The organism is Nocardia sp. NPDC087230, assembly GCF_044744725.1.
Taxonomy (GTDB): Bacteria; Actinomycetota; Actinomycetes; order Mycobacteriales; family Mycobacteriaceae; genus Nocardia; species Nocardia canadensis.
Map to the genome: position 1 here is coordinate 693,043 of NZ_JBIUYV010000001.1, position 21,146 is coordinate 714,188.

Consider the following 21,146-nt stretch of genomic DNA (forward strand, 5'->3'; position numbering starts at 1 on the left):
GCAAGGCTGCGTCGATGGCTCAGGTGGGTTGGCAATAGCCTATTTTCACTGGCAACGGACATCGGCTGAAGCGTTGCTCAGTGTCGGATCTCACCGATCCGATTGGTGAATTCTGACGTCGCCGGGTGTGGCAGGGCGGGATTGTCGACCAGTTGGCAGCACGCAACAGTGACAGCGGCGACCAGCAGAGTTCCGGGCGAAGATCCGTTGAGACAACGCTCAGCTAAGCCAGCGACGGGCCACTGGCCAGCGATAATCCCGGCGACGTCGATGGTCACCCCAGCCATAATCTCCGACGTGAAAGAAGTCGAGGTCGTCGTCCAGTACGAGCGCGCGACTCTGCACGTCGGCGGGGTGTTCCTGAAGATCGACGCTGAACAGTCGAACACCGACACCAAGGTCGAGGCGATGGCCGGCACCGTTCCCGACTCCGGATGTTCTGTGGCGTAAGCCACCAGTGCTCGCGCTCGCCGCTCTGCCAGGATTGGCACTCGGCGCCTCGGTGAGCCGTCGACCGCATCGCCAGCGGCGTGGGCCGCAGCGGGCGCCACCATACGGAAGCTGCACGACGCGCCGCTACCGCCATGGCCCGGCCGCAGCCTCGACGCGCACGCATCGGAGCTCAACCGCAAATGTGCAGCGCTTACCAGGAGCGGGGTGGCCCCACCAACGTAGTCGCACACAACCGCCGGATAGCCGAGATCGCGCTTCGGCCGTGAACGCCGGCATTCACCCACGGCGACCTCCAGATCTCCCATGTGTTCGTCGAAGGCGATGAGGTCACTGGCGTTAACCGGTGCAGCGAGGGAAGGCGTTTCTCGCGGGGTGGGCGGTCGTTGGCGATCAACACCGCCATCCACGACAACGGCAGTGTCACCCCCATGATCGCCGCGGCCACCCAGCCGGGACCACCAGCGGCGTACACGGCGGTGGCCAACAGCAACGACGGCACCCGACACGCCATCAGGACCACGTACTTGCGGACCCGACGGCGATGCTGTTCGGGGTAGGACAAGCCCACGGCGGTGATCAACGCCGCCTGCCGCTCGTCCCCGTCGGCGGCAGAGCCCGGCGCAGACCGTTTCATGCGCAGGCCTTACCCGCCTGTGCCGGACCGAATCACCGCGCGAATGTCGGATCCGCAGTGAGCGCATTGCTGACTGTATCGTCGGCCCGGATGCGATGTCGGTGACCGGCGCCTGGCCGAGCTGCTCCTGCGCGATCACGGCGGGCGAAGCAGATGCCGGTACGCATTGCCACCGATGTCGACGGGTGGGGCCCGGGAACTGTTTTAGGCGAGCAGGCGCGGGCATTTCGCAACAGGTCGTGTTGGGGCGATCGGATCGTGCAGTCCCGAGTGGCGAACTGACTTGTCACAGGGGGCGGAAAGGGGCTGTGATGGTGTCGAACACAGTGGTCTCGCTCCTGGTGGCGAGTGGGGAAGGACCGCCGGGCTTGTTGCCCGCTCGCCAGCAGATGGCGTTCTCGTTGGGCTGGCATATCGTGCTGGCCTGTTTCGGTGTCGCCTTTCCCGCCATGATCTATGTCGTGCACCGGCGTGGCCTGGTCCGGGAGGATTCCGTCGCGCTGGGGCTGGCCAAAAGGTGGGCGACGGTCTCGGCGATCCTGTTCGCGATCGGTGCTGTTTCCGGGACGGTGCTCAGTTTCGAAATGGGGCTGTTGTGGCCGGGGCTCATGGGCCGCTACGGCGATGTGCTCGGTCTGCCGTTCGCCTTGGAGGGCCTGTCGTTCTTCATCGAGGCGATATTCCTCGGGATCTATCTGTACGGGTGGGGGCGGATGCCGCCGCGCAGGCATCTCGCGATGCTCATCCCGATGGGGGTGGCGGGCGTGGTCGGCACCTTCTGTGTGGTCAGCGTCAACGCCTGGATGAACAACCCGACCGGTTTCCGGATCGTCGACGGTGAGGTCACCGACGTCGATCCGTGGCGAGCGATGTTCAACGACGGGGCCGTGCTGCAATTCGCGCACATGTGGGTCGGGGCGTTCATGGTGGTCGGCTTCATCGTCTCGGGCGTCTACGCCGCCGGAGTGCTGCGGGGGCGCCATGATGCCCACCACCGGCTGGGCTTCACGGTTCCCTTCGTCCTCGCGACGGTCGCCGCACTGATGCAACCGGTCATCGGACACATTCTCGGAATGCGGGTGCACGACAGTCAGCCGGCGAAATTGGCCGCGTTCGAACTGGCCACCACCACCGAAAGCCCGGCTCCCTTGCGTCTGGGTGGCGTGCTGGTGGACGGTGAGGTCCGCTGGGCGCTCGACATCCCACGTCTGGGTTCGATCATCGCCCGCAATTCGTTGACCGCGCCGGTGCCCGGTCTGGACTCGGTCCCGGTGCACGACCGCCCGCCGGTCAACATCACCCACCTGGCGTTCCAGACCATGGTCGGCATCGGCACCCTGCTGGCACTCGGGGTGGTGGTGTTCTGGCTGATGCGGTGGCGCCGCCACGACCTGCTGGGCAACCGGTGGTTCCTGCGCTTCGCCGTCGTCGCGGGGCCGCTGGCGGTGCTCGCGCTCGAATGCGGCTGGATCGCCACGGAAGTCGGCAGGCAACCATGGACCGTGTGGCAGGTCCTGCGCACCGAAGACGCCGCGAGCACGAGTACCGGGCTGTGGTGGAGCTATGCCGGTGTGCTGCTGGTCTACCTCGGTATGACGGTCGGTGCCGTCGTCGTGTTGCGTTCGATGACCCGGCGCTGGCGCGCAGGTGCCGAATCGATCGCGGCTCCCTACGGTCCCGGCGACTCGCCCGTCGACCAGGCGCAACGGGAACACGACCCCGGAGGGCGGTGACCGATGGACCTGTCGGATGTCGTCGCGACCGCGATGTTCACCGGGGTGGTGCTGTACGCGCTGTTCGCCGGCGCGGACTTCGGCTCCGGTTTCTGGGACCTGACCGCGGGTGGGCCGGCCCGCGGCGGCCGCCTGCGGGTGCTGATCGACCACAGCATCGGGCCTGTCTGGGAAGCGAACCACGTGTGGCTCATCTACATCCTGGTCTTCCTGTGGACCGCCTATCCCACGGCGTTCGCGGCCATCATGACGACGCTGTTCGTTCCGATGAGCCTTGCCCTGCTGGGAATCGTCCTGCGCGGGGCGAACTTCGCGTTCCGCAAGTACTCCGCGACGATGACTCAGGCACGCCTGTTCGGCGCACTCTTCGCCGGGGCTTCGCTGATCGCCCCGTTCTTCTTCGGCACCGTCGTCGGTGCGATCGCCTCGGGCCGTGTGCCCGCGCAAGGTTACGGCGATCGGGTGAGCTCGTGGTTGAACCCGACCTCCTTGCTCGGTGGCACGCTGGCCGTCGGTACCTCGGCGTTTCTGGCGGGGGTGTTTCTCACCGCGGACGCCGCGCGCTCCGGCGATCTCCGGCTCGCGGAATACCTACGCCCACGCACCCTCGCGGTCGGTGTCGTGACCGGTGCGATCGCGATAGCCGCGATCGCACCCATCCGGCGAGACGCCCCGACCCTCGGTAACGAACTACTCGGGCGGGCGCTGCCCTTGATCGTGCTCTCCGCGGCAGCCGGGGTACTCACACTGGCTCTGGTGTACCGCCGCAAATTCGGGTGGGCGAGAGTGTCCGCGCTGATCGCCGTGGCCGCGATCGTCATCGGGTGGGCGGTGGCCCAGACGCCGTGGATGCTGGTCGACCAGATGCTGATCGCCGACGCCGCGGGAGCACGTTCCACACTCGTCGCGCTGCTCGTAGTGGTCGCGATCGCGGCCGTGACTGTGCTACCCGCTCTCGGCTACCTGTTCTGGCTCACCCAATCAGAGGCCTGGGGACATGAAGAGGAGCCAGGCGCACAGGACCAACAGCACACGAGTGGCTCATCGCGTTGATCGCGGTATGCGAAACCAACTCGGGCGCCGTGGGCGGCGATCCTCGTCTGACGCGATGACTTTGCCAGGCACACTCGCTTCGGGCATCCGGTGTCCAGGACACCAGTTATCGGGGCCCACCCGGGCGCGGACAGCCTCGATGTGGGCGCCGCAGCCCGACCAGGTGGTTTTACCGCAGGTGCGGCATCGCACCGGTGAGCACATCAGCGGGCCTCCTCGGTGGTGGCATCAATTGTGGGCGGGCCTTGATAGGGGCGATGCAGGGCAGCGAATCCCGGGGTGGTCGCGGCGGTGACCAAGGCGGCGAGCAGGCCCGGGCCGCGCTGCGCGGTCGGGGATTCGGTCAGGACGGGGCCGTGGAAGCCGTGTCCGTCGATGACGATGATCGGACTGCCACCGGCGCTGCCGAGCGCGTCCTGACTGGCTCGGTGGGTGTTCGCGAGTTCGGCGTCGAGGGCGGTGTCCTCGGTACGCTGGGCCAATGCCGGATCCAGGCCGGCCTCGGTGAGTGCGTCGGTGAGCGCGTCGTGATCGATCTCGTCGCCGCGAACGTGCAGTCGTGTCCCCAGCGTCTCATACAGTCGCGCGAAGGCCTCGCTTCCGGCGGTGTCGGTCGCCGCGGCGAAGACCCGGCCGAGGCGGCGTGATCGCTGGATCATCGGCTTGTGATCGGCGTCGACGTCGCTGCCTTCATTGAGCACCGCCAAGCTCATCTGTTGTAGCCGCACAGTGTGCGGACCGGATTCGGTGGCGGCGAGCAGCCACCGCGAGGTCACCCATGCGAACGGGCAGACGGGATCGAGATACAGGTCGATTTCGGCCATCGACGGCCTCCTGAGGGAAATGGTAGGAACGGCGGCTGGCGCCTTGGCATGAGCCGTGGGCCGCCGCGCAGGGTTTCGATGCGGTGCGAAAGTTGGGCCGATCAGTGGCTGCCGCGGGGTCGACCCTGCAGGTCGACTCCCAACACCGGACCGAGCAAGCAGAAGTTGAACACTCCCGCCGCGATGGGGACCAGCCCGATGATCGCCACCACGATCCCGGCGGTCCCGCCGACCAGGAGCAAACCCGCGGCGATCACCACGATTCCGGCGGCGATACGGGCCAGGCGCCCGGCGGTACTTCGCATGAATTCGACGATGCCCATAACGCTGCACTCCTTCGACACAGGAACAGGGGTTGCGCTCGACTATACCCCCTGGGGTATTGTCGAACTCGAAATCAATATACCCCAGGGGGTATTAAAGGAGGGTCGGATGACCGAAACGAAGCTCGATACCGCCTCGGCGAAACCACCCCGCACGACCTCCGGGCCAGGAATGCTGGGCCGGTGGGGCGCGTTCATGGCCGGGCGCACCCGGGCAGTGATCGGGATATGGCTGCTGGTGCTGATCGCACTGGGCGCGGCCGCGCCGAGTGTGTTCACCTCCCTGGCCGGGGCAGGGTGGCAAGCCAACGGCTCGGAATCGGTCCGTGCCCGCGAGCTGGCTCAGCAGCATTTCGGCGGTAATTCCTCGGCCGCGGTGCAGGTGGTGATCCATTCCGACACCGCCACGATCGGTGGCCCGGCGATGGCACGGGTGGTCGAGCAGGCCACGGCGGTCTTCGCCGGGGACGAGCGGATCGGGCAGGTGATCGCCCCGCAGCCGGGGTTCACGATCAGCCCTGACGGACACACCGGCATCGTGATCGCGGGCGCCAATGCCTCCACCGATGACATGGTCAAAGCCGTCGACGAGCACAAAGCCGCGTTGACCGCGCTGTCGAAAGACGGGATCGAGGTGTATCCGACCGGGGCGTCGGCGTTGTGGAGCGATTCAATGTCGCCAACCACGACGCGATGATCCAGGCCGAGATGTTGTCGTGGCCGGTCACGTTGGCGATCATGGTGCTGGCGTTCGGTTCGCTGGTCGCGGCCGGGCTGCCGCTGCTGCTGACCCTCGCGGGCTTGGTGGCCTCCGCGGGTGGGTTGGTGCTGCTGAATCAGATCACTCCGATCTCGGTGTGGGCGATGAACTTCGCCATGATGTTCGCCCTGGCCCTGGGGATCGACTACGCGCTGTTCCTGGTCGCGCGCTTCCGCGACGCGCTGGCCCGCACCGGCGATCCCCGCGCCGCGGTCACCGAAACCATGGACACTGCCGGCAAAGCCGTCCTGCTCTCAGGGCTGACGGTGCTGGTGAGCTTGTCGGCGGTGCTGATCGTGCCCGCTCCCGCCGTGCGGACCATGGCGGTCGGGATCATGCTCGCGGTGGTGTTCGTCCTCGCCGCGACCCTGACCCTGCTGCCCGCCGTCCTCGGCGCGCTCGGCACCAAGATCAACGCCGCCGCGCTGCCGTACGCGCGCCGCCAGCAGCACCGCTCGCCGGTGTTCGCGCGCTGGGCCCAGATCCTGCACAAGCATCCGTGGCCGTTCGCCGCGGTGGCACTGGCCATCCTGATCGGGCTGGCCGCACCGGTGTTCGGGCTCAAGACCGCGATGCCCTCGATCGCGGTCGTGCCCACCGACGCGCCGGTGCGCCAGGGCTATGAACTGATCGCCGAGCAGATGGGCCCCGGCGCCCCGGGCATGCTGTCGATCATCACCTCGACCGCCGACGCGGCGGCCACCGAGACCATCGCGCGCGCCGGCGACGGCATCGTCATGCTCACCCCGCCCCAGCTCGCCGTCGACGGTGCCGATCTGGTGATGATGCAGGCCATGCCCGCAGTCGATCCCTCCGCACCGCGGATGGCCGAAATCCTGGACCGGTTGCGTGCCGACCTGCCCGCCGACGCGGTGGTCGGTGGCGCGGCGGCGGAAAACCTCGACCTGCAACAAGCCCTCGACGACTATCTGCCGATCGTGGTGGTCATCATCTTGGTGCTCGGGTTCGTGTTGTTGCTGATCGCGTTGCAGGCCCCGCTCATCGCTGCCCTGGGAACCCTGGTCAGCCTGCTCTCGACCGCGGCCGCGTTCGGGGTGGCCAAGCTGATCTTCCAGGACGGGCACGGCGCCGAGCTGCTCGGCTTCACCCCGCAAGGGTTCCTCGACGGGTGGGGGCCGGTGTTCTTCTTCGCGATGATCTTCGCCATCGCCATGGACTACACGGTGTTCTTGCTGGCCACCGCCAAGGAACACTACGAGCGCACCGGCGACCCCCACGCCGCGCTCCTGGACGGGCTCGCGCATTCGGGGCGGGTCATCTTCGCCGCCGCGGCGGTGATGGTGGCGGTGTTCTTCACCTTCGCCCTGGCCGACCCGCTGCCCCCGAAGGAGATGGGCATCATCCTGGGTGTCGCGGTCCTGCTCGACGCACTGCTGGTGCGGTTGGTGCTGTTGCCGGTGATTCTGCGCCTGACCGGGCACGCTGCCTGGTGGAGCCCGGCGTGGCTGACCCGGGTGCTGCCCACCATCAGCTTCGCTCACCACTGACCCACCGGCCAACCCACTTCCTCGGAACCCCCTATACCCCATGGGGTATAGGGGGGGAGGATCCGAGAAGGGAAACATCGATGATCGGCAACGACGACGCTATCGCGCAGGTACTCAACAGGCTGCGCCGCGCCCAGGGCCAACTCACCGGGGTGATCGCCATGATCGAGGACGGGCGCGACTGCAAGGACGTGGTCACCCAACTCGCCGCGGTCTCCAAAGCGCTCGACCGCGCCGGATTCAAGATCGTCGCCACCGGCCTGCGCGAATGCCTCACCGAGACCCCCGAGGGTGAGGCCGCGCCCATGAGCATCGACGAACTGGAAAAGCTCTTTCTCGCCCTGGCCTGACCCCGCACAGCGCGGGGTCGGGTACGCACACTGGAAGGACTCCCGCCGATGGCATTGCCACCGCGACCGCACGGATGGACCATCACCCGCCTCGTCCCGGCCCTGGCCGGGACCCTGGTCCTGCTCAGCGTATTGCTGAGTGTGACCCTGTCCCCGTGGTGGCTGATTCTGGCCGCCCTGGTCGGGGCGAACCTGCTGCTCTACAGCGCGGCGGGCTGGTGCCCGGCCACCCTGGTGATGCGCCGACTCGGTCTGACCGACACGACCTGCCCAACCCCCACCGCCTGACCACTCTCCTCGGATCGGAGCACACGAATGGACCTGGCCCTGTCGACCACGCTGCACACCACCTTCGACGACGCGCTCGAACGCACCCGAGACGCGTTGGCCGAGCAAGGATTCGGCATCCTCACCGAGATCGACATGCAAGCCACCCTCAAAGCCAAACTCGGCCACGACATGGAGGACTACCGCATCCTCGGCGCCTGCAACCCACCCCTGGCCCACCAAGCGGTCGAGATCAACCGCCAGATCGGGCTCCTGTTGCCCTGCAATGTCGTGGTCCGTCGCGACCGGACCGACACCGACACCATCATCGTCGAAGCGATGAACCCCCAGCTCATGGTCGCAGTCACCGGTCAGCCCGCACTCGATCCGGTCGCCGAGGATGCCACCACCCGCCTGCGCGCAGCCCTGGCTGCGCTGGGGGCCACGGGGATTTGACATGACGCCCACCGTCCCGGTCTATCCCGGTCACTGCGCCAGACTGCCGCGCCTTCCCAACGAGCCGATCGTCCCTACGGCCCTGAGCCGATTATCGACGACCCGAATAACCTTGGCACGCCGCTCGGTGAGACCACCCACCACATCTCACTCCGGCCTTCGCCAAGCCTAGGCTTTCCGACCGACCCGCCGAGCAAGCGCGCCGGTTCGAGACCTCGGACTCCGAGTGCACCGGTGGTGACTGGTTGCAGAGCGGGACCGATGGCGTCCTTGCCGGTGCCCGGCCGGGGGGATGCGTATCGCACTCACATGTAGCACCGGTGCATCAGCCACTGGCACTGAAGCAATTGAATATCAAGGAAATGATAGAATGATTGCCAACGCGAGGTGGTATGACGTGAGCAATGGGGCTGGATACATTGCAGCGCAGCTTCCTTCCAGAACCCTCATCAGCAATTACAGTAGCTATAGCCCGAAGTCCTTTCTAATCTGCAGCAGACCCCGCACCCCAGCGCGGTCCTGAACCTGCTCGTCGGCCGTGCTGGGCCTGGCAAGCCACAGCAAAGCGACCGAGATGGTACGCCTGGAATGTAGGCCTTTGATCGGACTTCGTTGTCATGCGAAATCCGCCTAGAGCAGTCCAATATTCTCGGTGTGCAGCGTCGCAGTCGGATCGATTCGGATCCCCCGGGCTCGCGACGACGCATCGATAATTCCCCAAATGATAGCGCTGAGATGATCCCGGAAGGCCGAGCGGGACATCGCGGATGGGTCGGCTTGCGAGTTAATCCACCAATCGGTTGCGGAGAGGCTGGCCCCTATGATTGACTGCACGACCAAATCTATGCCGGTGCTGTCCGCGCCAACGTTCTCCAACACGGCGGCGAAATGGCCAGCAATGAAACCGGCGAGCTCGCGTGCATCCTCCAGGGCCTGATCGGATTCTGATGAGCTCTCGCTAAAATGACTCCGCACGAGATATTTGAAAACGTTGCGGTGCTCGTCGACCAATTGCGTATATTGCTCGACGAGCTGATTCATCACTTTACCGATCGGCTCGGATCCGAAGTCGACCGCATCGAGAATGTTGGTCCACATGAGGTCCTTCGCCCGCTCCACCACAGCGGCACGGAGGCCCTGTTTGTCGTTGAAGTGGCGATACAGCTTAGGTTTTGTTGCGCCTGCTTCCCGGGCGATATCGTCCATGCTGGCCTCGGGGCCATATTTAGCGAAGGCTTGGTACGCGGCATCGACCAGCTCCGCGCGCACTACGGCCCGATGCTCTTCCCAACGGCTTGATCGTGCGTCAACTCGCCGAACCACCGAGCTACCGACCTCCAACATTTTCCGTCGCGCGCCTGCCACGATGCCGATCTTACGCTACGGGCTACACGGATGGACAAGTACACGAGGTCGGCAGCCCGTTAACGCCTGGATTCTGGCGATGTCACCGCCGGACGGCCACTGCCGGTTGTGGACGGTTAGCCGAATGTCACAATGACAGTATCGGTGATCGGTAGAGACTGGCAAGCCAGGCGGTCGCCCTCCTCGATGTCGTCCTCGTCGAGTACGTCGTTCACTCTCATCTGTATGTCACCATCTATGACCTTGCATACGCACGCGCCGCATCCGCCTTCGCGGCACGAGTACGGCGGCGAAAAGCCCTCGTTCAGCAGGACTTCGACGAGCGTAAGATCCTTGGGCCATTGAAGCTCGGCACGGTCACCATCGAGGTAGACCACGAGACGTGCCTGCTCCGTGGTCATCGACTGCTTGACGCCAATTTCGGTGTCGAATGGATCGGAACGAAGAGATTGGAAAATTTCTCGATGGAGATTGCCATGCGGGATGCCGACATGATGCGCTACGTCGCCCACTAGGTCCATGAAAGCTGCTGGACCGCACACGAAGTACATTCGATTCTTATATGCGCTGCAGAGTTCTGAGAGAGTTTCTCGGTCCGGGAGTCCTCGCTCGCTCTCCAGCCATTCTATGAGAATGAGCCGTTCCGGAAACTGTTTCGCCATATAGCGAAGGTCTTCGCCAAAAATTACGCTCTCTGCGTCCTGGTTCGCGTAGAAAAGCACAAGATGGCCATCACCCTCGAGCAGGGCTGACTTGATAATTGAGATGATCGGCGTGATGCCACTGCCAGCTGCTAGCAGTACCATATCCGAATTCAAATCCTGCGGCGTGAAATGTCCGCTAGGCGGTAGCACGGACACGATAGTGCCAGTGGCGATATTGTCGCACAGCCAGTTGGATCCATACCCACCCGCTGTGCGTTTTACTGTGACAGCCAGCTCGTCCTCGGTGTGCGGAGAACTCGACAGCGAGTAGCAACGGGCTACAGGTTCCCTCTCGCCACTCCCAGGAATGCGCAACGTCAGGAACTGTCCCGGAGTGTACGAGAATGTTGCCCATTGATGCTCCGGGACTTCAAACCATATCGAGACCGCATCCTGCGTCTCCTGCACCACGCGTGACACAGTGAGCTCACATGGCATATTTTTCTTCGAGAACATTCCATCTCCCTCGATGCTGGACAGCCACTGTCGGAAGTCCCGTCTAGCCCGGCGGACCGGCATCAAATATTGTAATTCACCAGACCGTATCGGCGACCTATCGCGAATCCGAGGCGGGCCAGAGGCGCGTTGAGGTCCTGGTACCTAGGCCCTACCGCCCGCGTAATAACATCGAAGCCGAGGGCGTCAGGCCCGATGAGAACGCGTGGCTTATTGCGACGCACGCCTTTAATGATTGAATCCGCAGCGCCATCGGGTGTCGTGAGAGCAATCCGATCGAATCCGGCAACAATCTTCTTTTGATCGCCCATTGTGCCGACGCCCCGAGCATCCCGTACGATATTGGTCCGGACACCACCGGGATGAACGCAGGTTACACCTACGGGCAAGCGGTTAATTCGCATCTCTTGACGCAACGCTTCGGTGAAACCTCGGACAGCGAATTTGGACGCGTTGTACGCGCTCTGGCTGGGTATGGCCATCAGCCCGAAAACGCTCGAAACATTGACAACGTGGCCGTCACCTGAATCAATCAGATCCGGAAGAAATAGTTTTGTTCCGTTAACCACCCCCCAGAAATTGATGCCCATCAACCATTCGAAGTCGATCCATTCCATGTCCACTACATCGGCGCCTAGCGCAACGCCTGCGTTGTTGACGACCATGCTGATTGATCCGAAGTCCGCCAGGACGCGGTTCCGGTAATCCTGGAATGCGTGACGATTGGCTACATCGAGCTCATAGGGTCGGCATTCTGCACCAAGCGAATTGCAAACAGTGGCGGTCTCCTGTGCGCGTTCCGCGTCGATATCAGCGATCGCGAGCCGTGCGCCGTCGCCAGCCAGCCGAATTGCGACGGCGCGGCCGATGCCCGAACCGCCACCCGTTACCGAGACCACCCGGTCTCTGAAATCTTTCATTTCGGAAGGTTCCCCTTTTCGAGCGCATTCGGGAGGTCGGCGGTGTATTGTGCACCGGCCAACTCGCCGACAAATCCGAAATCCGCCGGCGCCAGTTTGCGAGTGCGCCGCCAGTATTGCCATGTGAAGCCCGGCCAAACAGTTCGGTTGACGCCCTGTGCGTCGAGGTACCAACTTGTACACCCGCCGCTACTCCAGACTCCCTTGACCAGCTTGGCCTGAATTTCGGAGTTGAATTTCCGCTGGACCGGCTCGCGTACTTCTAGCGCAGCTGCGCCACGTTTGTTGACAAGATCGATCGCCGAGATGATGTAACTGATCTGGCATTCAATCATAAAGACTACGGAGTTATGGCCTAGCCCTGTGTTGGGGCCGAGTAGGAAGAAAAGATTGGGGAACCCGGCGGTGGTGATGCCGAGGTGCGTCTGGATCCCTTCGTCCGACCAAACCGTTGCGAGTTCCCTGCCGGACAAGCCCTTGAGGCGAAGACTTTCAAACCCGTCGGTCACATGGAATCCGGTCGCGTAGATGATCACATCCGCTGGACGCTTCTCACCGTTCCGTGACACGATCGCATCCTCGGTTATCTCAGAGATACCTTCGGTGATGACGGTTGTGGTTGGTCGATTCAGTGCTGGATAGTAGTCACTCGAGCCGAGAATCCGCTTACATCCGATGCGATAGCTAGGCGTGAGTTTACCGCGCAATACGGGATCATCGATTCCCTGTGCGATGTTCCACTTGGCAATGCTCTCAAGTGGGCGCATGAGGTTGAGGTGACCATTGAGGCCCATTGACAACGATTCTGCTGACCAGTAGATAGCGGCCCGGACTGCCTTCGCAAGGATCGGCATCCTGGTGAATGCCGCACGGATAGATTCCGGGATCTTGACATTCTTCCTTGGCAGTACCCATGCTGGCGTCCGCTGGTATACGTGCAGTTCAGCGGCTTCCTTGGCAATCTCGGGAATGAACTGAATCGCACTGGCTCCTGTGCCGATCACGGCGACCTTCTTGCCCGCCAATGAGCAATCATGATCCCACTGCGCCGAATGAAAGACTGTGCCGTTGAAGTTCTTCTGCCCGTCAATTGTAGGGATGCTCGGTATGTGTAGCGCTCCGACTCCTGAGACTAGGAACTGGGCGATGTACTCGTGGCCGTCGGATGTGACCAGATGCCAGGCGGAATCATCGGGATCCCAATGTCCGGATTGCAGTGTCCGACCAAAATGAGTGAACCGATACAGATCGTACTTGCGTGCTAGCCCGGTGAGATAGTTCTGGATCTCGTCCTGCCCTGCCCAGAGCCGACTCCAGTCCGGTTTGGGTTCGAAGGAGTACGAGTACATATGCGAAGGAACGTCACATGCGCAGCCCGGATACGTGTTGTCGCGCCACGTTCCGCCGATCTCGGTCTCCTTCTCGATAATTAGGAAGTCATCTATTCCCGCTCTCAGCAACTGTATTGCCATCCCCATTCCCGAAAATCCGCTTCCGACGATGAGGACTTGCGCCCGGTGGACTGTGGCTCGCGCTCCGTCACCTCCCGAGCCATTGGCCTTTTGTGCATACTTGGCAGATCGACTTTTGCTCATCGGTTTCCTCTGGCCGGTGCGGCTCGCCCAGTGCTAGCCGCAAATTCATATGTCGTGCGAAATTCCTGGCCACGTCCGTGCGTTTGTGCTTTCGCCGGACTGGGCTGCTCACCGCTGGGCGATATCCTCGGGGAGGCTCCTGGACAGACGCCACAGGAACATTGTGATGCGGCCTTCGATCATGCCGGCCTCGTCAAAGAACCGGATCATCGGCTCGGACATGAACTGCAAATTCTCCCGGTAGTGTGGACCGGACTGGCACGCCAAGAACCCACGTAGTGGATGCACGCCGACGACACGGTACAGCTTCGGGTTGATCAAGATGGGATAAGCCAAGTTCGCGACGACCGCGAGCACGCCGCGGTGCCATGCTCTCGAGGCTCGTCCCCGTACGCGCATACCATCGACAAGTTCGGTTCGCGCGAACGTGATGTGGCGTGCCTCTTCGAGTACATGGATCTTCATCAACTGCCGGACCTGTGGCTGTAGACGCTCGTCATTCATCGCCTCGCGCTGGGCCCTATCGAGGATCTCTTCGATCAACAGTGTCGCACCCTGAATGGACGGCCCCAGCGGGATGAAGTGCAGGATCTTCGCCATCGAAAGGAACCCGCGCGGGAGCTTGTAGGGCGGGATGCCCGTTTTGGCAATCAAGCGCGCGAACATCATGGAGTGGCGGCTCTCGTCGCCAACTTCGGCGAGTGCGTACAGCGACTTGTTGTCGACGAGGTCCCCTGTGGTGTTCTGCCGTAGCAATGCCATGCTCAGCAAATTCTCAGCGTAGATGCCGAAGCTGAGAATGCTCACGAGTTCATGCTTGCCCAGCTCAACTTTCTGTGCGTCCGAGAGCCGGTCCCAGATCTCGGTGCCGAAGAGCGACACCCGGTGTTCGGGCAGCCATGCCTTATCCGGCCACCATGGACTATCCCAGTCGATGTCAACCTCGGCGTCATAGGACTTCTCGGCAGAGGTCTTGAGCAGTCGCCCGGCCGATCGTTGAAGATCGGTGCGTCGGCGTCCGCTCACGCGGGCCATGCCGTCAGTGGTAACGGCTATCGGCCCGGCGCTGCGGCTTCGAACTTCGCTTGATGTCATTGGTCCATCTTTCGACTCGGCCGATGGCACAGCATCGGCGTATCTGGCACGGTGTGCCACCCCGTCGGAATGCTTGGACTCCCGCCCAAAGTTACCCGAACGATGGGTAGCGGATACTCGGGGTATGGGGTAACTTTGACTGCGGCAGACCGGATTGTCAAGCGGTCAACGCCCTCGGATTCCGACGTCGGCCCACCACACCGGCAGTGCTGGTGTGGTGGATCCCGTTGCAGGCGTCGGCTGGCGATCACGCGAAGGAAGCCACAGTGAATTCTCATAGTCCGCACGATGACTCCGACTACATCGGGTCCGCGACAGTGATCATGGCAAGCACGGAAGTTGAGGTGCAGGTCGAGCTGCGTGGCTTCTTCCAACCCATCGATGGCCGCTTCTGCTGGTACGGGCGGGTTGGACAGAGTGACATTCTCGACGAGTTTCTGCAGGGTCGTCGACGTTCGGTAGTGGTCCGGACTTCTGCCGGCGAAGCTGCCGGAACCATCGGTGATCGAGACTTCTGGGGTCGCTATCGGATTCAAGGCCGCGGTCGCCCGCCATACCCCACGCCGTCATCACTAGACGAAGTCGAGGCGACGCCGAGTTGAACTACAGACCGCGAAGACGGACGGCGACAACCAGCCGCTTGCGAATGGAACCGGAACCGACATGATCCGCTTTGGACACCTGCTCGACGCCCGAAGATCCGCAGCCTGGACCATGATTGTCACCTGCGGCGCAGTGGCTCTCGTTGTCGCGGCTATGGCAGCGCTCTATACCGCGCTCCCCGCTATAGCCTTGGACACGGGCGCGGATCAAAACGCGCTTACCTGGATAGTCGACGGCTATACGCTGGTGCTTGCTTGCCTCGTGTTGCCAGGGGGCGCGATCGGCGATAGATATGGACGTCGACGTGTTCTGACGGCAGGCTTGGCCGTATTCGCGGTCGCTTCTGTGGTGCCCGTGCTGGTCGATGCCCCGATATGGCTCATGCTCTCCAGGGCTGTGGCGGGAGCCGGAGCCGCCTTTGTCATGCCTGCGACTCTCTCGCTTCTGACCGCAAACTTACCGGTGGACAAACGGGAGTACGCGGTCGGGGTGTGGGCAGGTGTCGCCGGTTCCGGCGGAGTAATCGGTATGGTCGGATCCGGTCTGCTCCTCACACGTTGGTCATGGCACTCGATTTTCGTCGGCCTGACCGTCGTCGCACTGCTGCTGTTGGTGCTTGGTCTCACCGTCCCTGATTCACAAGACACCGAATGCCCGCGGCTGGAGGTTCGCGGCATGTTCTTGGTGGTACTGGCGATCGGGACGACGGTATTCGCGGTCATGGAGGCTCCGACGCGTGGTTGGACCGATGGCTGGGTCTTCGCCATGGGAGCGACCGGCGCAATGAGTGTCGTGGCCTTCATCGTCACTGAACTCCGTGTCGAGCACCCCTTGCTTGATGTACGGCTGTTCCGCCGCCGAGGTTTCTCGAGCGGTGCGTTGTCGATAACCATTCAATTCCTCGTGACTTTCGGTGTGATGTTCCTGCTGGTGCAGCATTTCCAGCTCATCTTGGGGTTCACGCCCCTGCACTCGGCCTTGGCGCTTGCCCCGATGGTTGCTCCCCTCATCGTGATGTCTCTCGTCTCACCGATGATCGCCGCGTGGCTGGGGCTCCGGGTGACGACCACGACCGGGCTACTTACCATCGCAGTCGGCTTGTTGGCCCTCCAGCGCCTCGACACCGGTTCGTCTTACCTCGATGTGCTCTGGCCGCTGCTGATCATGAGCGCTGGCCTGGGCATGTCGGCCGCTCCCGCCACCAACGCGATCATGCTCGACACGCCCTTGGAGAAACATGGGGTATCAGCTGCGGTCAACGACGCAACTCGAGAGATCGGCGCCGCAGTCGGTGTCGCCGTCGCCGGCAGCATCCTGTCGGCGAACTACACGTCGAAGATCGCGGAGGTGTTACCCCGCCTTCCTGAGCCTGCTCGCGACCCGGTGCGGAGTTCGCTGGCTGGTGCACTCGAAGTCGCTGAGCGCGCGGGGGCTGCGGGAGAGCCCCTCGCCGAGTATGCGAAAGCCGCCTTCTGGGATGGAGTGGAACACTCCGCGTTCGCGCTGGCCGTGATCAGCCTCGCAGGCGCGCTGATACTCATCCCGCTCTCTCCTGGACGCACAGTCGACGAAGGCCACAAAGTCAGTTGCGTTCGCCGGGGCCGTCGAAATCGTCTGCGACGCCTCCGGCTTACGCGTGGTGCGCGGAGGAAGCGGTTGGAGTCAATGCCTACCATTGAACCGGCGCAACGGTAAGCCGAACGCACTTTCCGGATCCGTTCACACTTGCGGACCGCTTCAGGGCGTCAGCAGAACAGCCAGTCGGGAGCGAACTCCGGTGATGAACTCTCGTCGCCGACGTGCTCTCGGGTGGTCGGCTAATGGCACATGCCCGATCTGAGTGACTGCCCGGTTGTCGTGGTGTCCGGCCCGAGAGTGGGCCCCGTTCCTGGTCGATAGTTGACTATGTGGCCAGTGTCTCTGATCTTGGAATGACGGGGTCCCGTTCCCGCACATGGACGGACTGTTGGTCGATGCGGTTCGTGGGGTCGGGTCCGTGCGAATCGACGCCGCAACTTTGCGATGCGGTGGCGCTCTGCCCGAGTGGCTCAGCGCCGTCCCGGTGGATTCACGGCCGTATCGGCGGCAACTGGCCGATATCTCGGTCACTGCCAGCGAAGCGGCGATCGTGTTGCTCGTCAGCAGATTGTTCTGCGACAACATCGACTTCGGAAAGACTTTCGCCGAGCAAGTACCTTGGCTCGCCGCACGCCGCGGGCGATGGACGTTGTTCTGCAGCGGGTGTTGGGAGCGGTGGCGTTAGTCCTGGGTGGCCGCCCGGGAGCGCCGTTGGACTGGACATCTCGCGGCGCGGACCGGATAACCCTGCTCCGCCATGTTCGTGCGATCCCTGACCTGCCGCAGCCCAACTATGCGCGGACGGCTCCGCGCTATGCCATGGACACCGCTACGCCACGATCCTGATCGCATGGAATCTCGCCGCCCGATCGACGTGCTCACAGATTGCAGCGCCAAGACTCTGAGAATATGGTTACAGACCCTTCTTGACATCGAGATCATGTGCCGCGACCGGGCCGACCCCTACTCCGGAGGTGTGGCCAGCGGGGAGCCAGTAGGATTCCAGGTCGCTGATCGGTGGCACATCTGGGAGAACCTCGGTGACGCCCTCGAACACGCTATCGCACCGCGCCGACACTGCCTGACCGCCGCGGCGGGCTGCCTCGATGACGCCCCCGCAACTACCCGATATCGCCGAGGTCTCCGCAGGCTTGCATCGTGGTCCGGTCGAGCCAGGTCTGCGCCAAGACAGGGTCGCGATCCGATGCCAGCAGCGTTTCGCCGAGGTCCAGGAATCATCTACGAGTTCAAGCCCTATCTCCTCAGCGGTGGAATAAGGGATGCACCCGACGCCGCCCTGCTGTTTGACGCGATCACCGCCTGCGGCTATCGAAGTCAGCCGAACCTCGTCCGCGCCCATCAGGCCTTCCTCGATGCCGCTCACATCACCGGGCCCCCAATTATGACCGAACCTGCTCGCACAGACCCAAATGACCAGTGGCGCTTCGACATGACTCTACCGCCAGCCCGGATTCGACGCACCCGCTGGTCACGTTCGTTCGCCGCGATCATCAAGAGCCGTGTGAGAGGCGACGCCACCTTCGGCGAATCCTCCTGAGCGGCTGAGCAATTCACACAGTCGAATTGCGAAATAGTGCCAGATCCCTGATTCGGCCGGAATTGAACCTGGCACCGATGGAAGTGAGCGGCCCGCGGAAGTAGTCCGCGACTGCCCACGCGATCGCCAGTTTGCGGTACGCGGCAAAGAGTGGTTTACTCAGCGATTTCTCGTAAACCTTGCGGTGGAACTTGTTGTGGGCCTGTTCCATTTCGGCAGTCCGACACCGGGCGCCTGGCGGTGCGGGATGAAGAGGCCGTTCCCTGGTAGCCGCCGTCGGCGATGACCATAGCGGTGCGGCAGGCGTCGGCGCCGGATTCCGTCCAGGCCTGCGGTGCAACGGACGTCCGATCACGACGACGACTTCGTTATCGGGCGTCGATGACGACCAGATGGTGGGTCGAGTACCAGTGGTTCCTACTCGGTGCGGCAATGTACGGTCGCAGGTCGGACCAGGTGCTGACCACCGTAAGCACCACACCGTGCGGGATCGGACCGGGGTCGCAGCGCCAACGTAGTACCAGGTCGTCGATCACCGGGGTTGGCCGGCTTCCATTCCGAGTACCGCCGCGGGTTGACGCATCGTCAGATTCGTCCGCGGTACCTGGCCACCAGTAACACCTGGCCCTCGAAACACAACTCTCGATGTCGGCCCCGCAACGACCGGTCGGTGCCCTCGTGCGGAAGCCGTGTGGTCGGGCGAGCGAACATGCGTGGCCACAGCCCGGAGATCAACTCCATCATCGAATAAGCCGCCGAGTGGCTACCCCCAGAACAATACTCACTGCTAGTCGAACGAATTATGGACAGCCGTCAGGAGGAGCTCATCGGCAAAGCCGCCAGGGGCTTGTTGTTTGCCGGATCAACTCTGTCCGATGAACTATCAGAAGTCCAACGGCTTATGCGGTGACCACCTTCAAGGTCGAAAGTCCGCGAAAAGACAGCCCGGTGCGCCAGCGGGGCTGCTCGACCAGCCGAAGATCGGGAAATCGGGACGCCAGGAGCGGGAACAATATTGCCCCTTCGAGCCGTGCAAGCGGTGCGCCGAGGCAGAAATGGATGCCGGCCCCGAACGACAACGGCGGGACCCCGGTTCGGGTGATGTCGAGACTGTCGGGGTCGTCGAACCGATCCGGGTCTCTGTTGGCTGCCCCAAGCAGGATCAGTACGACCTGACCGGGATGTAAATCAACTCCCGCCAGTCGCGTCGGCTGGAGCACCGTACGCCCGTTGGTCTGGACGGGGGACTCATAGCGCAATAATTCTTCGACTGCGTTGCTCGCCAACTCTGGCCTGGCACGAAGTTCGCGCATTTGGTCAGGGTGGGCGAGCAGCGCGGCGACGCCGTTGCCGATCAGGTTCGTGGTGGTCTCGAACCCTGCCGCAAACAAAAGAATCGCGGTACCGACGCATTCGTCGTCGTCTAGGATGTCGTCGCCATTCGCGACGGCGAGCCGGCTCAGTAGGTCATCGGTAGGGCGGGCGCGTTTGACCGCCAACAGGTCAGCGAAATATGCGGCAAGTTGGTCTTCGGCGTCGCAGGCTGCTGTCAAGGCCGCGATATCGGCACCGGGTTCGAGCGAGGCCAGCAGGGCCCGCACCAGTGGGGCTGCTACTGCTCTATCAGTAAAGGGCACCCCGAGTAGATCTCCAATCACATTCACGGGCAGCGGGAGCGCCAGATCGTTGATGATGTCGACGGAGACCCGTGCTTCCATGACATTGAGCAAGTGGTTGACCTGTGTGACGATACGGCCGCGCAACGCGTCGATGTGCCTCGGGGTGAACACGTCGGCGACCAACCGACGCAGCCGGTGGTGGTCAGGAGGGTTGCGGAACAGCATGGTGCGTCGGAACCGGTGCATGGCCTGATGTTGCAGCTCTTCAGGAATGTCGGACAAGCCGAAGCCCAGCGACTCGTCGGCCTTGCCGAGGCTGCGGTCGCGGAGCGCCGCCGCGCAATCGTCGTAGCGGCTCAATACCAGCACCCCCGATCGTGTAACCAACACTGGTTGCGTCTGGCGCAGCCGCCGGAACGCCTCATAAGGTCCGGCCGAGCCGTGATCGGTTAGCAAGGCGTCCAGGAGCAGTGCTCGCTCGCTCGGTACAGTCATGCCTGTCTCCTTGCACTCACCGGCGACTGCAAGAAATGTTTGACATCGACCACAATGAACAGTGCTGTGGCCGTGACAACCAAATGTCCCCCTGCATCCTCGATTCTGGCCCCGAGATGTAATTTCCGGCCATCTCGAGACCGTAGTTCGGCGTGCAGGGCGTAGGGAGTGTCGAGCTGAACCGGAGCAAGATAGTCGAGGTCGAGATGGCGCGTCACGGCGAGTTCGCCGACGGTGTATAGCAGGAAACCGAATAGGTCGTCGACTACTGTCGCCACAGCGCCCCCGTGCACTATTCCGGGCGCTCCTACATGACGTCGATCGAATCGGTGGTGAGCGACCACGCCGCCTGCGCAGCGCTGGGCCGTCAGAAAATGCCCATGCGGGTTGGCCGGTCCACAACCGAGACAGTTGGGATGGTGGGGAGGCAACTCAGTCGATCGAGGTTCCAAAAGTCGGAACGAACGCACCCATTCCTCCAAGTCGGGATCGGACGACCTGCCGCCCGTGTCCGATAGATTGCTCATGGTCAGCCTTCCTGTCGATGAAGCCGCACCCAACATCGATCTCGAGCGTGACCACTATGCAAATACATATCGCGCACGCCAGAGGTGGTGCGCAGCCGGTGGCCCCATTCCACCACCACCGGCGCGAAACGTGCCGTGCACTGGGAGGTGACTCCCATCTTCGTTTGCAGCCTTTCGCCGATGTCGACGTGCACGGTAATGTCGCCGGTGTCGCGAAAGCTTCGCATTATGGGTATCAATGTCCTGTTCCGTCCTACTCAGGACCAGGCA

Annotated in this window: 20 protein-coding genes and 1 pseudogene; 10 read left to right on the top strand and 11 right to left on the bottom strand. The window is 63.0% G+C overall.

Going from position 1 to position 21,146, the window contains the following annotated elements; genetic code table 11:
• The first annotated feature begins 297 nt into the window (after positions 1–297).
• Positions 298–450 carry a hypothetical protein gene (locus ACIO52_RS03285; protein ID WP_174562648.1) on the top strand — a complete coding sequence of 51 codons (153 nt, stop codon included), beginning with the start codon at positions 298–300 and terminating at the stop codon, positions 448–450.
• Between the two features lie 193 nt (positions 451–643).
• Here ACIO52_RS03285 and ACIO52_RS03290 read toward each other — a convergent pair whose 3' ends face one another.
• Complete coding sequence (locus ACIO52_RS03290; RefSeq protein WP_062984908.1) at positions 644–1,087, bottom strand: DUF3099 domain-containing protein; 444 nt, start codon at positions 1,085–1,087, stop codon at positions 644–646.
• Positions 1,088–1,398: 311 nt separating this feature from the next.
• On the opposite strand from ACIO52_RS03290, the gene ACIO52_RS03295 reads away from it, so the two are divergent.
• Both ACIO52_RS03295 and ACIO52_RS03300 read left to right on the top strand, forming a co-directional pair.
• Positions 1,399–2,820 (top strand): cytochrome ubiquinol oxidase subunit I, encoded by a 1,422-nt coding sequence (locus ACIO52_RS03295; protein ID WP_402641334.1) that lies wholly within the window; start codon positions 1,399–1,401, stop codon positions 2,818–2,820.
• A gap of 3 nt (positions 2,821–2,823) precedes the next feature.
• Positions 2,824–3,873, top strand: coding sequence for a cytochrome d ubiquinol oxidase subunit II (locus ACIO52_RS03300; protein WP_402641336.1), 1,050 nt, complete (start codon positions 2,824–2,826; stop codon positions 3,871–3,873).
• 203 nt (positions 3,874–4,076) lie between these two features.
• Here ACIO52_RS03300 and ACIO52_RS03305 read toward each other — a convergent pair whose 3' ends face one another.
• Together ACIO52_RS03305 and ACIO52_RS03310 are read right to left on the bottom strand one after the other, a co-directional pair.
• Complete coding sequence (locus ACIO52_RS03305) at positions 4,077–4,697, bottom strand: hypothetical protein (RefSeq protein WP_062984906.1); 621 nt, start codon at positions 4,695–4,697, stop codon at positions 4,077–4,079.
• 101 nt (positions 4,698–4,798) lie between these two features.
• The gene (locus tag ACIO52_RS03310; RefSeq protein WP_357220738.1) at positions 4,799–5,002 is read right to left on the bottom strand and encodes a DUF2892 domain-containing protein; all 204 of its coding nucleotides are present in this window, start codon (positions 5,000–5,002) and stop codon (positions 4,799–4,801) included.
• A gap of 127 nt (positions 5,003–5,129) precedes the next feature.
• Between ACIO52_RS03310 and ACIO52_RS03315 the strand changes: the two are divergent.
• The 4 genes and pseudogenes from ACIO52_RS03315 (at position 5,130) to ACIO52_RS03330 (ending at position 8,361) form a co-directional block, all read left to right on the top strand.
• Positions 5,130–7,288, top strand: a pseudogene (locus ACIO52_RS03315) (MMPL family transporter).
• Between the two features lie 80 nt (positions 7,289–7,368).
• Positions 7,369–7,638 (top strand): metal-sensitive transcriptional regulator, encoded by a 270-nt coding sequence (locus ACIO52_RS03320; RefSeq protein WP_062984899.1) that lies wholly within the window; start codon positions 7,369–7,371, stop codon positions 7,636–7,638.
• A 48-nt stretch (positions 7,639–7,686) separates the two neighbouring features.
• A complete protein-coding gene (locus ACIO52_RS03325; protein ID WP_062984897.1) occupies positions 7,687–7,926 on the top strand; it encodes a YgaP-like transmembrane domain in 240 nt (79 codons plus the stop codon).
• 27 nt (positions 7,927–7,953) lie between these two features.
• Positions 7,954–8,361: a DUF302 domain-containing protein gene (locus ACIO52_RS03330; RefSeq protein WP_062984895.1), complete on the top strand. Its 408-nt coding sequence runs from the start codon at positions 7,954–7,956 to the stop codon at positions 8,359–8,361.
• Between the two features lie 630 nt (positions 8,362–8,991).
• Here ACIO52_RS03330 and ACIO52_RS03335 read toward each other — a convergent pair.
• The 5 genes from ACIO52_RS03335 to ACIO52_RS03355 form a co-directional block, all read right to left on the bottom strand.
• Positions 8,992–9,630, bottom strand: coding sequence for a TetR/AcrR family transcriptional regulator (locus ACIO52_RS03335; protein ID WP_062984893.1), 639 nt, complete (start codon positions 9,628–9,630; stop codon positions 8,992–8,994).
• A 212-nt stretch (positions 9,631–9,842) separates the two neighbouring features.
• Positions 9,843–10,886: a ferredoxin--NADP reductase gene (locus ACIO52_RS03340; protein ID WP_062984987.1), complete on the bottom strand. Its 1,044-nt coding sequence runs from the start codon at positions 10,884–10,886 to the stop codon at positions 9,843–9,845.
• A 62-nt stretch (positions 10,887–10,948) separates the two neighbouring features.
• Positions 10,949–11,806 (bottom strand): SDR family oxidoreductase, encoded by an 858-nt coding sequence (locus tag ACIO52_RS03345; protein WP_062984890.1) that lies wholly within the window; start codon positions 11,804–11,806, stop codon positions 10,949–10,951.
• Complete coding sequence (locus ACIO52_RS03350; protein WP_084503719.1) at positions 11,803–13,401, bottom strand: NAD(P)/FAD-dependent oxidoreductase; 1,599 nt, start codon at positions 13,399–13,401, stop codon at positions 11,803–11,805. Before ACIO52_RS03350 ends, ACIO52_RS03345 begins: the two co-directional genes overlap by 4 nt.
• Before the next feature lie 108 nt (positions 13,402–13,509).
• Entirely contained in the window at positions 13,510–14,496 is a 987-nt protein-coding gene (locus ACIO52_RS03355) for a diiron oxygenase (RefSeq protein WP_062984888.1), read from the bottom strand.
• Positions 14,497–14,762: 266 nt separating this feature from the next.
• Between ACIO52_RS03355 and ACIO52_RS03360 the strand changes: the two genes are divergently transcribed.
• From ACIO52_RS03360 to ACIO52_RS03370, 3 genes are all read left to right on the top strand, one after another.
• On the top strand, positions 14,763–15,098 hold the full coding sequence (locus ACIO52_RS03360; RefSeq protein ID WP_074965659.1) for a DUF4873 domain-containing protein: 336 nt from the start codon (positions 14,763–14,765) through the stop codon (positions 15,096–15,098).
• 61 nt (positions 15,099–15,159) lie between these two features.
• The gene (locus ACIO52_RS03365; protein ID WP_063816138.1) at positions 15,160–16,794 is read left to right on the top strand and encodes an MFS transporter; all 1,635 of its coding nucleotides are present in this window, start codon (positions 15,160–15,162) and stop codon (positions 16,792–16,794) included.
• A gap of 1,087 nt (positions 16,795–17,881) precedes the next feature.
• Complete coding sequence (locus ACIO52_RS03370) at positions 17,882–18,235, top strand: hypothetical protein (RefSeq protein WP_402641347.1); 354 nt, start codon at positions 17,882–17,884, stop codon at positions 18,233–18,235.
• 13 nt (positions 18,236–18,248) lie between these two features.
• On the opposite strand, the gene ACIO52_RS03375 is transcribed toward ACIO52_RS03370, so the two are convergent.
• The 3 genes from ACIO52_RS03375 to ACIO52_RS03385 form a co-directional block, all read right to left on the bottom strand.
• Positions 18,249–18,446 carry a hypothetical protein gene (locus tag ACIO52_RS03375; RefSeq protein WP_062984885.1) on the bottom strand — a complete coding sequence of 66 codons (198 nt, stop codon included), beginning with the start codon at positions 18,444–18,446 and terminating at the stop codon, positions 18,249–18,251.
• Between the two features lie 688 nt (positions 18,447–19,134).
• Entirely contained in the window at positions 19,135–20,349 is a 1,215-nt protein-coding gene (locus tag ACIO52_RS03380; RefSeq protein WP_062984883.1) for a cytochrome P450, read from the bottom strand.
• Positions 20,346–20,876, bottom strand: a complete 531-nt coding sequence (locus ACIO52_RS03385; RefSeq protein WP_022565926.1) for a PaaI family thioesterase — start codon at positions 20,874–20,876, stop codon at positions 20,346–20,348. The genes ACIO52_RS03380 and ACIO52_RS03385 overlap by 4 nt, the downstream gene beginning before the upstream one ends.
• Positions 20,877–21,146 lie beyond the last annotated feature (270 nt).